We start from the raw sequence: 14,082 nt of genomic DNA on the forward strand, positions 1-14,082 counted from the left end.
TGCTCGGGGTGCAACGGGGGAGATGCGAAAGGATGGGCAATGGGGAACACGGGATCATTCTGGCGGCGACTTTCGAGGCGGTCCAAGGGCATAGCCGCGTGCGCGCTACTGACCGTCGGCGGCATTGCGCTGGCGCAAGTGCCGAGTGCCCCCTCGCCCACCGAGCAGACCCCGGCGGTCGCGACTCCGACCAAGCCCCTTGGCGCCCCCACCGGCGCCCGTGACCTGACCGCCGCCGACCTCGACAGCTGGCTCGACGGCTACATGCCCTTCGCGCTGCACAGCAACGACCTTGCCGGGGCCGTGGTGACGGTGGTGAAGGACGGACAGGTCATCGCCGCGCGCGGCTATGGTTATGCCGATATCGCCAGGCGCAAGCCCGTCGACCCCCCCACAACCCTGTTCCGCCCCGGCTCGGTGTCCAAGCTGGTGACGTGGACGGCGGTGATGCAGCAGGTCGAGGCGGGCAAGATCGACCTCGACGCGGACGTCAACACCTACCTCGACTTCAAGATTCCGCCCCGCGATGGCAAGCCGGTGACGATGCGCCAGATCCTGACGCACACCGCCGGGTTCGAAGAGGCGATGAAGGACCTCATCACCTACCGGCAGGACGGCGCGATCCCGATCGACGTCTACCTCAAGCGCTGGGTGCCGACGCGCATCTTCGATGCCGGAACCACCCCGGCCTATTCGAACTGGGCGACGACGCTGGCCGGTTACGTGGTCCAGCGCGTGTCCGGAATGCCCTTCGACGACTATGTCGAGGCCCGCATCTTCAAGCCGCTCGACATGAAGACCGCCAGCTTCCGCCAGCCCTTGCAGCCGAGCCTGCGCCCGCTTTCCGCCATCGGCTATCCGCGCGCTTCACAGCCTGCGGACGCGTTCGAGGTGGTCGTGCCCGCGCCTGCCGGTTCGCTCTCCGCATCCGGGCTCGACATGGCGAAGTTCATGATCGCACACCTCCAGAACGGCCGGGGCATCCTGCGTCCCGAGACGGCGGCGATGATGCACGACAGCCCGCTCGGCAAGGTCAACCCACGCTCACTGATTCCGCCGCTCAACCGCATGGAACTGGGCTTCTTCGAGACCAACATCAACGGCCGGCAGGTCATCGCGCACCTTGGCGATACCGAGAACTTCCACACCTCGCTGCACCTATTCATGCGCGAAGGCGTGGGCTTCTACGTCTCGTTCAACAGCGCGGGCAAGGAGGGCGGCGCGCATCTGGTGCGCAGCCAGATGTTCCAGGACTTTGCCGACCGCTACTTCGCCGCAACGGGCAAGGACGGCCGGGTCGATGCGAAGACCGCCGCCGAGCACGCCCGGATGATGTCCGGCCTGTGGGATGCCAGCCGCCGGGGCCACTCGAACTTCGTCGACGTGCTCAACCTGTTCGGCCAGACCGAAGTGACCGTGGACGAGGACGGCGGCCTGCTAGTGCCCGCGCTGCACGGCCCCGGCGGCGCCCCGCAGAAGTGGGACGAGATCTCGCCCTTCGTCTGGCGCGCCCGCTTCGGGCATGATCGCCTCGCCGCGCAAGTGGTGGACGGCAAGGTCGTGCGCTGGAGCTTCGACATGATCTCGCCCTTCACGATGTACGACCGTGTGCCCGCGTCGCGATCGGCGGCGTGGATCATGCCGGCGATCTACGCGAGCCTCGCGGTATTGCTGCTGACTTTCCTGTCGTGGCCGGTCGCCGCCTTCACCCGCTGGCGCTTCGCCGCAGTCCTCAAGGTCGAGGGCCGCGCCCGCGCCGCCTACCGCGCAACGCGCCTGATGGCGCTGCTGACGCTGGCGACGTTGGGCGGCTGGACGGGGCTCGTCATCGCGATGTTCTCCGACCTCGACATGCTCTCCAGCGGCAACGACTGGATGCTGTGGAGCCTCAAGGCGGCGGGCGTGGTGGCGTTCTTCGGCATGGTCCTCGTCGCGGGCTGGAACGCCTGCCTGACCTGGCGCGACGGCCGCCGCTGGCCCGCGAAGCTGTGGAGCGTGGCGGTGCTGCTCTCGGGCCTCGTGATCCTGTATGTGGCGCTGGCCTTCCACCTGCTCGCGTTCTCGGTGAACTACTGATGCGCCTGACCGTCGAGACCGAGACGCTGCGGCTGGCCGAGCCGTTCCGTATCTCCGGCTATGTCTTCGAGACGGCCGACGTGCTCGTCGCCACGCTCGAAGATGGGACGCACCGGGGGCGCGGCGAGGCCTCGGGCGTCTACTACCTCGGCGACGATCTCGCCCACATGCGCGCCGCCATCGAGGCGGCGCGCACCGAGATCGAAGCGGGCGTGAGCCGCGAGGACTTGCGCGACATCATGCCGCCGGGCGGCGCCCGCAACGCTGTGGACGCCGCACTGTGGGAACTGGAGGCAGCGCGCGCCGGAAAGCCGGTATGGGCACTCGCGGGCTTGCCCGAGCCTCTGCCGATCGTCACCACCTTCACCATCGGCGCGGACACGCCGGAGGCGATGTCGGCGAAGGCCGTGAGCTATGCCGGAGCGCGCTCGATCAAGGTCAAACTGACCGGCGAACTGGCGCTCGACATTGCCCGCGTCGCGGCCATCCGTGCGGCGCGGCCGGACGTGTGGCTCGGCGTGGACGGCAACCAGGGCTTCGCGCGCGGGGACCTCGAGACACTGACGGCGGCGCTGGCCGAACACAGCGTCGCGCTGCTCGAACAGCCGCTGCCGCGAGGGGCCGAGGCGGAGCTGGAGGGCTTCAATTCACCGATCCCGATTGCGGGGGACGAGAGCCTCGTCTCGCTGGCGGACGTCGCGGGGGCCAAAGGTCGCTTCGACGTCGTCAACATCAAGCTCGACAAGTGCGGCGGGCTGACCGAGGGGCTGCTGATGGCCGCCGCCGCGCGCGAGCTGGGGCTGGGCGTGATGGTCGGCACGATGGTGGGCACCAGCCTCGCCACCGCGCCGGGCTTCGTGCTGGGGCAAGTGGCCGACCTCGTCGACCTCGATGGGCCGACGTTCCTTGCGCAAGACCGCGCGCCCTCCGTTATCTACGCCGACGGCACGCTGTTTTCCGGGCCGGAAGTCTGGGGATCGGGCGCGGCATGACGACGAGCGGGGGGACCTGGTTCGGACAGCCCAAGGGCCTGACGGTCCTGTTCCTGACCAACATGTGGGAGCAGTTCTCCTACTACGGGATGCGCGCGCTACTGGTCTACTACATGACCCGGCAGCTGATGCTGGGTCAGGGCCATGCCTCGCTGGTCTACGGGACGTATACGGCATGCGCCTACTTCACACCGATCCTGGGCGGCGTCATCGCCGACCGCTTCCTCGGCAAGCGGCGGGCGATCGTGATCGGCGGTTCGGTCATGGCGCTCGGTCATTTCATGATGACGTTCGAGCCGCTGTTCTACGTAGCGCTCGGCACGATCGCCATCGGCAACGGCCTGTTCCTGCCGAGCCTGCCGAGCCAGATCGACGACCTCTACGAACCGGGCGACCCGCGCGTCGGCTGGGCCTACAACGTCTACTACGTCGGCGTGAACATCGGCGGCTTCCTGGCGCCGCTGATCTGCGGGACGCTGGGCGAGCTTTACGGCTGGCACTGGGGCTTCGGCGCGGCCGGCATCGGCATGGTCGCGGGGCTTTGCATCTACCTGTGGGGCCAGCGTTACCTGCCCGAGCAGGCACGGCATCCGGCGGTGGAGCGCCATGCCGCCCCCCGCGCCCGCTTCCCCCGCAACACCCTGCTGCTGCTCGTCGCCGTGGCGCTGGCGGTGACCGTGTTCCGCGGCGCCTACGAGCAGGTCGGCAATACCGTCGCGCTCTGGGCCGACGCGGGGGTCGATCGCCGCGCCGGGACCGCGATGATCCCGATGACGTGGTTCCAGTCGCTCAACCCGCTGCTGGTCATGCTGATGACGCCACCGCTGCTCGCGTGGTGGCGTCGCCGGGCGGAGGCGGGGCGGATCGAACGCCCCGCGCGCAAGATGGCGCTCGGCGCGCTGGTGGTGGGCGGCGCCTACCTGCTGCTGGCGATGCTGGAGGCGGCGGGCAGCCCGGCGCACTGGCTGTGGCTCGCACTGTTCTTCGCCATCCTGACCTTCGGGGAGTTGTTCATCCTGCCCACCGGGCTCGGCCTCTTCGCCCGCCTCGCACCCGAGGGCCTCGGCACGACGACTGTCGCGGCGTGGTATCTGGCGACATTCGCGGGGAGCCTGTTCGCCGGGCTCGTCGGCACCTTGTGGAGCGGCATGGCGCACTCCGCCTACTTCCTCCTGCTCGCCGCCATCGCCGGAGCCGCCGCGCTGCTGCTGCGGCTGATCGATAGTTACGCTCGCACGGCCGGATAGCGCGAATCCGATTGACATTTTTCTGATTGAGACAATAATTTTCATATCAAGATCGATCCAACGCCGTCCGGGTGGTCAGGATCGAACAGGTTCCATAGGGGGGACACACGCGATGAAGACACTTCGGCTCGCCTTGTCGATATCCGCCAGCATGGCTGCGCTGCTCACTGCCGGCACCGCCCGCGCGGACGACGATGCTCCGGACAGCGCCCGCCCCGCCTCCGAGGAGATCGTGGTCACGGCGCAGAAGCGCGAGCAGGCGCTGCTCGACGTGCCCCAGTCCGTCTCGGTCGTCAACGGCGACACGCTGGAGCGCAACCAGGCGATCACCTTCCAGGACTACCTGAAGCTGATCCCCGGCCTGCAGGTCTCGCAGAGCAATCCCGGCGAAGCGCGCGTGGTCCTGCGCGGCATCAACACCGGCGGCGTCTCCGCCACGGTCGCAACCTATATCGACGAGACGCCGTTCGGATCGTCCAGCGGCCTCGTCAACTCGGGCATCCTCTCGGGCGAGCTGGACACGTTCGACGTCGCCCGCCTCGAAGTGCTGCGCGGGCCGCAGGGCACGCTCTACGGCGCCAGTTCGCTGGGCGGCGTCATCAAGTTCGTCACCAGCGAGCCCAGCACGGACGGGTTCGAGATGCGCGCCCGTGGCAGCGCCGAGACGGCGAAGGGCGGCAAGGCGTCCTACATGGGCTCCGCGCTGGTCAACGTGCCGCTTTCGGACAGCCTCGCGGTCCGCGCCTCGGGCTTCTATCGCAGCTACGCCGGGTTCATCGATTCGATCGGAACCGGCGGTTCGGACGTCCAGAAGAACATCAACGACAGCAAGAGCTACGGCGGCCGCATCTCCGCGCAATTCAAGCCAAGCGAGGCGTTCTCGATCCGCCTGACCGCCGTGCTCCAGAACCTCAACACCGACGCGTCGACGCTGGTCGAGGCGGACCCCCAGACGCTGAAGCCGCTCTACGGCACGCTCAGCCAGTCGCAGTTCGTGCCTGAATACACCAACATCGCGTACCGTCTCTACAACGGCACGATCAGCGCCGACCTCGGCTTTGCGCAGCTGCTGTCGTCGACCAGCTACAGTACGCTCAAGCAGCACCTTCGCGACGACAACACCGTGCTCTACGGTTCGCTGCTGGGGCTCTACGATCCCGAAACCGGCACCGCCTTCGGCGACATCGGCCAGCCGCAGGACACCAATGTCGAGCGCGTGACGCAGGAGGTGCGCCTGTCCTCCAGCGGCGAGAGGATGTTCGACTGGATGGTCGGCGGTTACTACACGCACGAGAAGGGCGCGATCCTGCAGGTGCTGGAAGCCTACGATCCCGGCACGACGACGCCGATGGTCGGCTTCCCGTTGCTCGCCGACATCTTCCTGCGTTCGAAGTACGAGGAATTCGCCGGTTTCGCCAACGGCACCCTCCACTTTGGCGAGCGCTTCGACCTCACCTTCGGCGGCCGCTACAGCCACAATTCACAGAGCGCGTCACAGGGCGGCACCGGCCTGCTGGCGCCTGAGGCACTGAGCGCGAAATCATCCGAAGACGTGTTCACCTGGTCGGTCGCGCCCAAGTTCAAGATCGGCGAGCATACCGCGATCTACGCCCGCGCGGCGAAGGGCTTCCGCCCCGGCGGCCCCAACCTGCTGCCGCCCGGCGCGCCGGCCGGCACGCCGTCGACTTACGATTCGGACTCGCTCATCAGCTACGAGATCGGCGTAAAGGCCGAGACAGGCGATCGCACGTTCGCGATCGACGTCACTGCCTTCCACATCGACTGGAAGGACGTGCAGCTCTACGCAGTCGTCAACGACTACGGCGTCAACACCAATGGCGGATCCGCCAAGAGCGACGGCGTTGAGTTCACCGCAACGATGCGACCCGATGCGGGCCTGACCGTCTCGCTCAACGGCGCCTATACCGACGCGCGCCTGTCCGACGACACCGATCCCATCGCGGTTGGCGGTCGCAAGGGCGACGCGCTGCCCTTCGTGCCCAAGTGGTCGGTCGCGCTCAACGGCGACTACGAGTGGTCCTTGGGCAACGACGCCACGGCCTTCGTCGGCGGCTCGATCCGCCTGCTCGGCAAGCAGAGCGGCAACTACAACCCCGCCTATCTCGCCACCTTCGGGCGGCAGATCACCTTGCCCAGCTACGAAGTGGTCGACCTTCGCGCGGGCGTCGATTTCGGTCGCTTCTCGGTCGAGGTCTATGCCAAGAACCTCGCCGACGTGCGCGGCGTCACCAGCGCCGACTACAGCGGCGGCCTTCCGAACGGCGCCGCGGGTGTCGGCCTGATCCGGCCGCGCACGTTCGGCGTCACGCTCGGAGCGGGGTTCTGAGCCATGGCCATCGCGGTTGAAGTCGATACCACGGTCGCGGCGCGCGCAGGCGGCCATGCGCTGCCCTCGCCGTACCTGCTGTTCCTCGGCGATACGACCGAGGCGGGGTTCGCCAAGACCGCGTTCGGTCTGCGCGACTGGGCGGGCGATCGCTGCATCGCCGAACACGCCCTGGCCGCCGCTACCGTCTCCACCGGCCTGCCGCGCCTGACGCCGTCCGAAGCCGCCGCACGCGGGGCTCGGGCGCTGGTGATCGGCGTCGCCAACCAGGGCGGCGTGATCCCGCCTTCCTGGCTGCCCCCCCTGGTCGAAGCGCTGGAGGCTGGGCTCGACATCGTGGCCGGAATGCACGCGCGCCTTGCCGACATTCCCGTGCTGCAGGGCACCGCCGCGCGGCTCGGGCGCCATCTCATCGACCTTCGCGTACCGCCCCCTCGCCTGCCCATCGCCAACGGGCACAAGCGCAGCGGACGACGTCTGCTGACGGTCGGCACCGACTGCGCGCTCGGCAAGAAATACACCGCGCTTGCCATTGCGCGGGGCCTTGTCGCGCGCGGCATCGACGCGACGTTCCGGGCCAGCGGCCAGACCGGGATCATGATCGCGGGCTCGGGCATCGCGATCGACGCGGTGGTCGCGGACTTTGCCGCGGGCGCTGCCGAACTGCTCAGCCCCGATGCCGCGCCGGATCATCTCGACGTGATCGAGGGTCAGGGCTCGCTGTTCCACCCTGCCTACGCGCCGGTCTCGCTCGCGCTGCTGCACGGCAGCCAGCCCGACCTCTTCGTCGTCTGCCACCAGCCGGGCCGCACCGCGATCCTGGGCCATGCGCATTATCCGGTGCCCTCAATCGAAGCCGTGATCGAGCAGACTGTGATGGCCGGCAAGCTGACCAACCCCGCGATCCGCTGCGCCGGGATCAGCCTCAACACCGGCGGCATGACGGACGTCGAGGCCGACACGGTCATCGTCGAGACCGCGCGGCGCCTCGGCCTGCCCGCCGCCGATCCGATCCGCGGCGGGCTTGCGTTCGAGCAACTCCTCGACGCCTGCCTCTGAGATGGCCGCCGACCGCTTCCGCCGCCTGCTGCTTCCCGGCCTCGCGTTCAAGGCGGTGGTCATCGGCGGCGGCTATGCGACGGGGCGCGAGATCGCGGAATTCTTCCTCCCCGCCGGACCGTGGGGCGGATTGGCCGCAATGATGCTGGCGACGGTGATCTGGTCGGTGGTCGCAGCCGCCACTTTTCGCTTCGCACACGCTGTCGGCGCACGCGACTACAGGCACTTCTTCAAGTCGCTGTTGGGCCGGGCCTGGATCCTGTTCGAGGTCGCCTATGGCCTGTTCGTGATCATCATCCTCGCTGTGTTCGGCGCCGCGGCGGGAGCGATCGCACAGGCGATGCTCGCCGCCCCGGCCCTGCTAGGCACGTGCGCGCTCATGCTGGGCATCGTCGGCTGCGTGGCTTTCGGCAATGCCGGAGTCGAGCGGGTGTTCCTGTGGGTCTCGGTGCTTCTATACGCCACCTACGGCGCGTTCCTTTACCTCTCGGTGTCGTCCACGGGAGAGCGCATCGCCGCCGCTTTCGCCGCAGCGCCGCCGCCGTCCGGAGACTGGGCATTGGGCGGCGTGACCTATGCCGGATACAACATCGTCGGCGCCGTGATCGTGCTGCCGGTGACCCGCCACTTCCGCAGCGGCCGCGATGCCGTCGCCGCAGGGCTCCTTGCCGGGCCGCTGGCCATGGCTCCGGCGCTGCTGTTCTTCGCGGGAATGACCGCTTTCCTGCCGGAGATCGCAAGTGCCGTCCTGCCCTCGGACGACATCCTCTCGCGCCTCGGCCATCCGGCGTTCCACGTCCTGTTCCAGGCGATGATCTTCGCCGCGCTGCTGGAAAGCGGGACCGGCGCGGTCCACGCCATCAACGAGCGTATCGCCCGCACCGGTATCACCCTGTCCCGCGCGCGCCGCGCCGGAGCGGCGCTGCTGTTGCTCGCCCCCTGCATGCTGGTAGCCGACCGCATCGGCCTCGTCAGCCTGATCGCCTCGGGCTACCGCGTCCTCGCCTGGACGCTGATCGCCATCTACGTCGTTCCGCTCATGGCGATGGCGGTATTCCGCCGCCGCCCCTTCCCGCTTCCGGAGACGCCTTGATGAGACTGCGCGCGCTTCTCGCCCTGCCCCTGCTCGCTGTCGCCCCCATCCCAGCCACGCCCGCGGTTGCCGCCCCGCCCGCAGACCTCGACACGCGGATCGAACAGTTGCGCGAGGCCTCCGGCACGCCCGGCATGGCCGTCGCCATCGTCGAGCAGGGCCAGGTCGTCCTCGCCAAAGGCTACGGCCTGCGCAGGCTGGGCGCGCCCGAGAAGGTCGACGCCGACACGCTGTTCATGATCGGGTCCACCGGCAAGGCCTTCACTTCCGCCGCGCTCGCCACGCTGGTCGATGCGGGCAAGATCGGCTGGGACGACAAGGTGATCGACCACCTGCCGGGCTTCCAGATGTACGACCCCTGGGTCACGCGCGAGATCACGGTGCGCGACCTTCTTGTCCACCGCAGCGGGCTGGGCCTCGGCGCGGGAGACCTGCTGATGGTCCCGCGCGGCAAGCTCTCCCGCGCGGAAACGGTGGCGCGGCTACGCTACATCAAGCCCGCGACGAGCTTCCGCAGCGGCTATGCCTACGACAACATCCTCTACATTGTCGCGGGCGCGCTGATCGAGCAGGTGAGCGGGCAGCCCTGGGAAGAGTACATGCGCGACCATGTCTTCGCGCCCGCCGGCCTGCGCAACGCCACGGCAGAGATGGAGCGCCAGCTCACCACCCCCGACCGCGCGCAGCCCCATGCACGCTATGGCGGCGCGGTGCGTGGGACCGGGCCGATGAAGCTGCTCGACGAGCGTGACCGGCTGGGACAGGCGGGAGCGCCCGCCGGCCTCATCGCCGCCAGCGCCGCCGACCTCGCCCGCTGGCTGCAGATCCAGCTTGCCCACGGCGCCTTGCCCGAAGGAAAGGGTCGCCTGTTCAGCGAGGCGGCGAGCAACGAAATGTGGGCGCCGGTGACGCCGATGCCGATCAGCCCGATGCCCGCCCCCGTCGAAGCCGCGACGCCGGGCTTCGACGCCTATGCGCTCGGCTGGGAGGTGCGCGACTACAGGGGCTCGAAGATCGTATGGCACGCAGGGGGCCTATTCGGCTTTACCACCGTTGTTGTGATGATCCCCGAGCGCGACGTCGGCTTCGCCATCACCATCAACAGCGAGGAGATCGAGCCGCGCTACGGGCTGATGTACGAGTTGATCGACCATTACCTCGGCCTTCCCTCCCAGGACTGGCCCACCCGCTTTGGCCAATATCGCCGCGCGCGCATCGCTGCGGCCGAGGAGGCGGTGAAGCAGCAGGCGGCAGCGCCCGCGAAGATCGGCCCCTCGCTGTCACGGGCGCGTTACGCCGGCAGCTACGAGGATGCTTGGTACGGCACCTTAAAGGTCGGATCGGATGAGAAGGGTCTTACCGTGGACTTCACGACGACGCCGGGGATGACAGGGCGGCTGACGCACTACCAGTACGACACTTTCGTCGCGAAATTCAACGACGCCGGGATCGAGCCAGCCTACCTCACCTTCGGTCTCGACGCCGATGGCAAGGTTGCGCGGGTCACCGCCAAGCCGGTCTCGCCGATCGCCGATTTCAGTTTCGACTACGGCGATCTGCTGTTCGAGCCTGCTGAACAGTAATTTCGAGGATTGCGAAATCCTGCGCAGACATTGAAAAATCGAGGTTATCGATACACGGTGAAATGGCTGTTTCGACGCCATCACGCCTGGCGGCGTCTTGTGGGGTATTCAATACACCTAACCTAAATGAATGACCGGTCAGGAGCCCATCAAACTGAGCCGCTGTACGGTGACAGGCGCGCACTGCCGCACAACCGTTAGAAAAATAGGAAAGCGTGGTTCGGCGTGAAGGACAATTGATACGGACACTGCGCAGAAGATTGAATTGGTCGCGAAGTGCCGGGATAGCGACCGTCCGCACCTGAGGGTTAGGATTTTGCTCCTGAATGGCCACAAAGGGTCGAATGATCCCAAACTGAAACGCACCCGGAATCATCGATTTTCCGTCTGCATGGGAAGAGAAACCTAGAATTTCCCCGAGACAGCATACGCCAACCATGCAGTGATAACGCTTCGCTCTCACAGGTTGCGTGCTAGATGGCTAAGGTGAACTTGCTCAATTGCGAAATACTCGACCTCAGGGCGCTCGTCGCGGTTGCCGAAGGCCGCAGTTTCCTGCGTGCTGCGCAGCGACTGAACCTGTCTCAGCCCGCGCTGAGCCGCCGAGTTCAGAAACTTGAGGCACTAATCGGCGAGGCCCTGTTCGAGCGGAGTACCCGTAGTGTCCGGCTTACGCCGGCAGGCCAGCAGATCATGCCGCTAGTCCGGCGCCTGCTCGATGAGATCGACAATTCGCTTCTTGGCAAGATGGCGGTCGGTGAGCGGCAGGAAGGACGCATCGTGCTGGCAAGCGTGCCGAGTGCTACGGTCCGCTTCCTTCCCGAAGTTCTGGAGCAATTTGGGCGTGACTACCGCAACGTGCGAGTACGCGTGCTGGACCTGTCGGCGACCGAATGCGCCGAAGCAGTCCGCACGGGCGAGGCGGAATTTGCGATCGCCCTTCCCGTCTCAAGAGATTCTGACTTGGTTTACGAACCGCTTTACGACGATCACTATGGGCTGGTGTGTCGCAAGGACGATCCGCTGGCGGCGCTGAAAAACCCGCGCTGGGAAGACTTGCTTGGGCAGCGGCTGGTCACGATCCATGCGGGGAGCGGCAACCGCACCACACTGGATGCAGGGCTGGCACCCTTGAAGCTGGACTTGCGGTGGTTCTACGAGGTCACGCGGCTCAGTTCGGCGCTGGCGCTGGTCAATGCCGGGCTTGGCCCGTCCGTTCTGCCGAGGCTCGCGTGCGAAGGACCGGAGGCGCGCGATCTCGTCTGGAAGCCGCTGCAGGGCGCTACGATCTTCCGGACGCTGGGGGTGCTTCGCCGCCCGTCGGTGGAGCTTTCACCCGCGGCCAGCCGCCTGCTCGCGCTCATCTCCGACGCCTGGCGCGTGCGGCGCAAAGACGACGCCGGTCCAGCGTGAGATCAGCAGCGAAGCGCTGACATTGGCGATGCCGCTGGTGATTGCGCGGATTTCGGACATAAGGCGGTCCACCGCGATAAGCATCGCAGCCGAGGCGACGGGAATGTCCGGCATGACCGAGAGCGTCAGCAGCAACGCCGAAAAGCCGCTGCCGATGATGCCGGCCGCAGCCTTCGAGGTGACGAGCATCAGCGCAAGATAGGCGACGATGCGCTCGGCCGAAAGGTCGTGCCCGGTGACTTCTGCAAGGAACATCGTGGCGACGATCAGATAGACTGCAGTACCCGCTAGATTGAGCGTATAGCCCAGCGGGACCGTAAGACCGACGATGCTGCGCGGGCAGCCCAGCGTCTCCAGCTTGGCGATCAGGCGCGGCAGCACCACTTCGGTGGACGAGGTACCCAGAACGACTACAATCTCGTCCCGGAAGGTACGGCCCAGGGTTCGTATCCTCAGGCCCGTCGTGATGCGCACGGAGGCGAGCAGGATAACCGCCAACATCAGGCAGCCGGTCGCCAGCGTAGCGATCATCAGGCTGAGCGAACCGATGAATTCCAGGCCATAGGTGCCGACAGTGAACGCCAGTGCGCCGAATGCGCCCACCGGCGCGGCGCGGATCAGGAACCCGAAGATCGCGAATTGCAGCTTGGTCATTGCCTCGATCCCGCGGATCAGGGGCTGGGCATGGTCCCTGATCTGGAGCAGTCCGAAGCCGACGAGCCCGGCGACCAGAAGAACGGGCAGCACGTCTCCGCTGGTAAACGCCGAAAAAAGCGTTTCGGGTATCATTCGAATGAGGAAGTCGCCGGGTCCTGCAATGCCGCGCACGCCCAGCTGCCTCTGCATCTCCTCCAGCGCGGCGGAGGGCGGTGGAATGTCCAGACCCTGTCCGGGCTTGAACAGGGTAACCGCGATCAATCCGCATAGCAGCGCCACTGCCGTGATTGCAAGGAACAGGGCGATGCTGCGCAGAAGCGTGCGCCCGACGCCCCGCGCTTCGCCCTGCCGGACGATGCCTTCGACGATCGTACAGAATATGACCGGCGGCACCATCATCCGCATGGCCTTGACGAAGGCCACGCCCAGGGGCGCCAGTTCTACCCCGAAACTGGGCCACAGCCAGCCGACCAGCGCGCCCGCGGCGATGCCGATTAGCATCTGGACGTAGAGCCGGCGCAGGATCGCTAGGATCATCGAAGCGCGCCCACCATGAATTTATGCGCCTGACGCATAAAGTGCGCCGATCGTTGCATTGGATGAAAGGCACATATTCTGACTTTCTATAGGCGTCGCGGAGGCTCTGCAGCCTTTGCCAACGATTGGCGTGCCTTGTCGCGTCCAGCAAGCAGAGAGAGGATACATGAAAGTTCCATCTATCGTGCTCCCGCGTGTTCGCAAGACGCAGGAAAAGCTGAGCCGCAGATTGGCCATGCTGCTGCTGCCGGCCGCAGCGCTCGCGGGGTGTGCCGCGAACACCCCCGCCGGCACGCAGGCAGAAGCGCCGACGCAGCCGCAGAAGGAACTGCGGGTCATGACCTCGGGCGGCTTCACCTCCGCTTTTGCGCTCCTGTCCCAACAGTATGAGCGCGAAACCGGCATCCACATCGTCACCGAACACGGCCCCTCGATGGGCGACACGCCGCAGGCGATCCCCAACCGCCTTGCTCGCAAGGAGCCCGCCGACGTCGTGATCCTGGCGCGTTCCTCGCTGGACAAGCTGACTTCGGGCGGTTCCATCGTGCCGAGTACGGAAACCGATCTTGTTCTTTCCAAGATCGCCGTTGCCGTGAAGGCCGGCGCTCCGGCCCCGGATATCAGCACCCCCGCAGCGGTGCGCTCGGCGCTGCTGGCTGCCAAGTCGGTGGCATGGTCGGACAGCGCCTCGGGCGTCTATATCCAGACGACCATGCTCGACAAGCTTGGCGTCGCCGATCAGGTCCGTCCCAAAGGCCGCATGATTCCCGCCACGCCCGTCGGCCAGATCGTCGCCAGCGGCCAGGCACAAATCGGTTTTCAGCAGCTCAGCGAACTCAAGCCCGTGAAGGGCATCCGCATCGTCGGGCTGCTGCCGGCTGAACTGCAGAAGGTCACGGCCTTCTCCGCCGGCGTCGTTTCCTATTCGCCCCACCCTGCCGAAGCGAAGGCGCTGATCGCGTACCTCGCCTCTCCCAAAGCCTATGCCGTGATCCGTGAAAGCGGGCTCGAGCCAGCATCGCAGAAGGTCCAGCCATGACCCAAGCTTCCATCGCATACCCCCAAGAGGGGACTCCGG

Annotated in this window: 11 protein-coding genes; 9 read left to right on the forward strand and 2 right to left on the reverse strand. The window is 66.7% G+C overall.

From position 1 onward, the window contains the following. The first annotated feature begins 39 nt into the window (after positions 1–39). From LO787_RS03910 to LO787_RS03940, 7 genes are all read left to right on the forward strand, one after another. On the forward strand, positions 40–2,076 hold the full coding sequence (locus LO787_RS03910; RefSeq protein ID WP_232494556.1) for a serine hydrolase domain-containing protein: 2,037 nt from the start codon (positions 40–42) through the stop codon (positions 2,074–2,076). Next, entirely contained in the window at positions 2,076–3,068 is a 993-nt protein-coding gene (locus tag LO787_RS03915; RefSeq protein WP_232494557.1) for a dipeptide epimerase, read from the forward strand. The genes LO787_RS03910 and LO787_RS03915 overlap by 1 nt, the downstream gene beginning before the upstream one ends. Continuing rightward, complete coding sequence (locus tag LO787_RS03920) at positions 3,065–4,315, forward strand: peptide MFS transporter (RefSeq protein WP_232494558.1); 1,251 nt, start codon at positions 3,065–3,067, stop codon at positions 4,313–4,315. Before LO787_RS03915 ends, LO787_RS03920 begins: the two co-directional genes overlap by 4 nt. Positions 4,316–4,427: 112 nt before the next feature. Further along, on the forward strand, positions 4,428–6,662 hold the full coding sequence (locus tag LO787_RS03925; RefSeq protein WP_232494559.1) for a TonB-dependent receptor: 2,235 nt from the start codon (positions 4,428–4,430) through the stop codon (positions 6,660–6,662). Between the two features lie 3 nt (positions 6,663–6,665). Further along, entirely contained in the window at positions 6,666–7,721 is a 1,056-nt protein-coding gene (locus LO787_RS03930) for an N-acetyltransferase DgcN family protein (protein WP_232494560.1), read from the forward strand. A 1-nt stretch (position 7,722) separates the two neighbouring features. Next, positions 7,723–8,814 (forward strand): hypothetical protein, encoded by a 1,092-nt coding sequence (locus LO787_RS03935; RefSeq protein ID WP_232494561.1) that lies wholly within the window; start codon positions 7,723–7,725, stop codon positions 8,812–8,814. Then, a complete protein-coding gene (locus tag LO787_RS03940) occupies positions 8,814–10,397 on the forward strand; it encodes a serine hydrolase (RefSeq protein WP_232494562.1) in 1,584 nt (527 codons plus the stop codon). Before LO787_RS03935 ends, LO787_RS03940 begins: the two co-directional genes overlap by 1 nt. Here the strand turns inward: LO787_RS03940 and LO787_RS03945 are convergent. Further along, complete coding sequence (locus LO787_RS03945) at positions 10,351–10,773, reverse strand: hypothetical protein (protein ID WP_232494563.1); 423 nt, start codon at positions 10,771–10,773, stop codon at positions 10,351–10,353. The two genes, LO787_RS03940 and LO787_RS03945, sit on opposite strands and share 47 nt — an antisense overlap. A gap of 101 nt (positions 10,774–10,874) precedes the next feature. Between LO787_RS03945 and LO787_RS03950 the strand changes: the two genes are divergently transcribed. After that, a complete protein-coding gene (locus LO787_RS03950) occupies positions 10,875–11,810 on the forward strand; it encodes a LysR family transcriptional regulator (RefSeq protein WP_232494564.1) in 936 nt (311 codons plus the stop codon). On the opposite strand, the gene LO787_RS03955 is transcribed toward LO787_RS03950, so the two are convergent. Further along, positions 11,730–13,004 (reverse strand): cation:dicarboxylate symporter family transporter, encoded by a 1,275-nt coding sequence (locus LO787_RS03955; RefSeq protein WP_232494565.1) that lies wholly within the window; start codon positions 13,002–13,004, stop codon positions 11,730–11,732. The two genes, LO787_RS03950 and LO787_RS03955, sit on opposite strands and share 81 nt — an antisense overlap. 166 nt (positions 13,005–13,170) lie before the next feature. Between LO787_RS03955 and LO787_RS03960 the strand changes: the two genes are divergently transcribed. Then, positions 13,171–14,043, forward strand: coding sequence for a substrate-binding domain-containing protein (locus LO787_RS03960; protein WP_232494566.1), 873 nt, complete (start codon positions 13,171–13,173; stop codon positions 14,041–14,043). Positions 14,044–14,082: the final 39 nt, after the last annotated feature.

Origin of the sequence: Novosphingobium kaempferiae (assembly GCF_021227995.1) — a bacterium.
Taxonomy (GTDB): domain Bacteria; phylum Pseudomonadota; class Alphaproteobacteria; order Sphingomonadales; family Sphingomonadaceae; genus Novosphingobium; species Novosphingobium kaempferiae.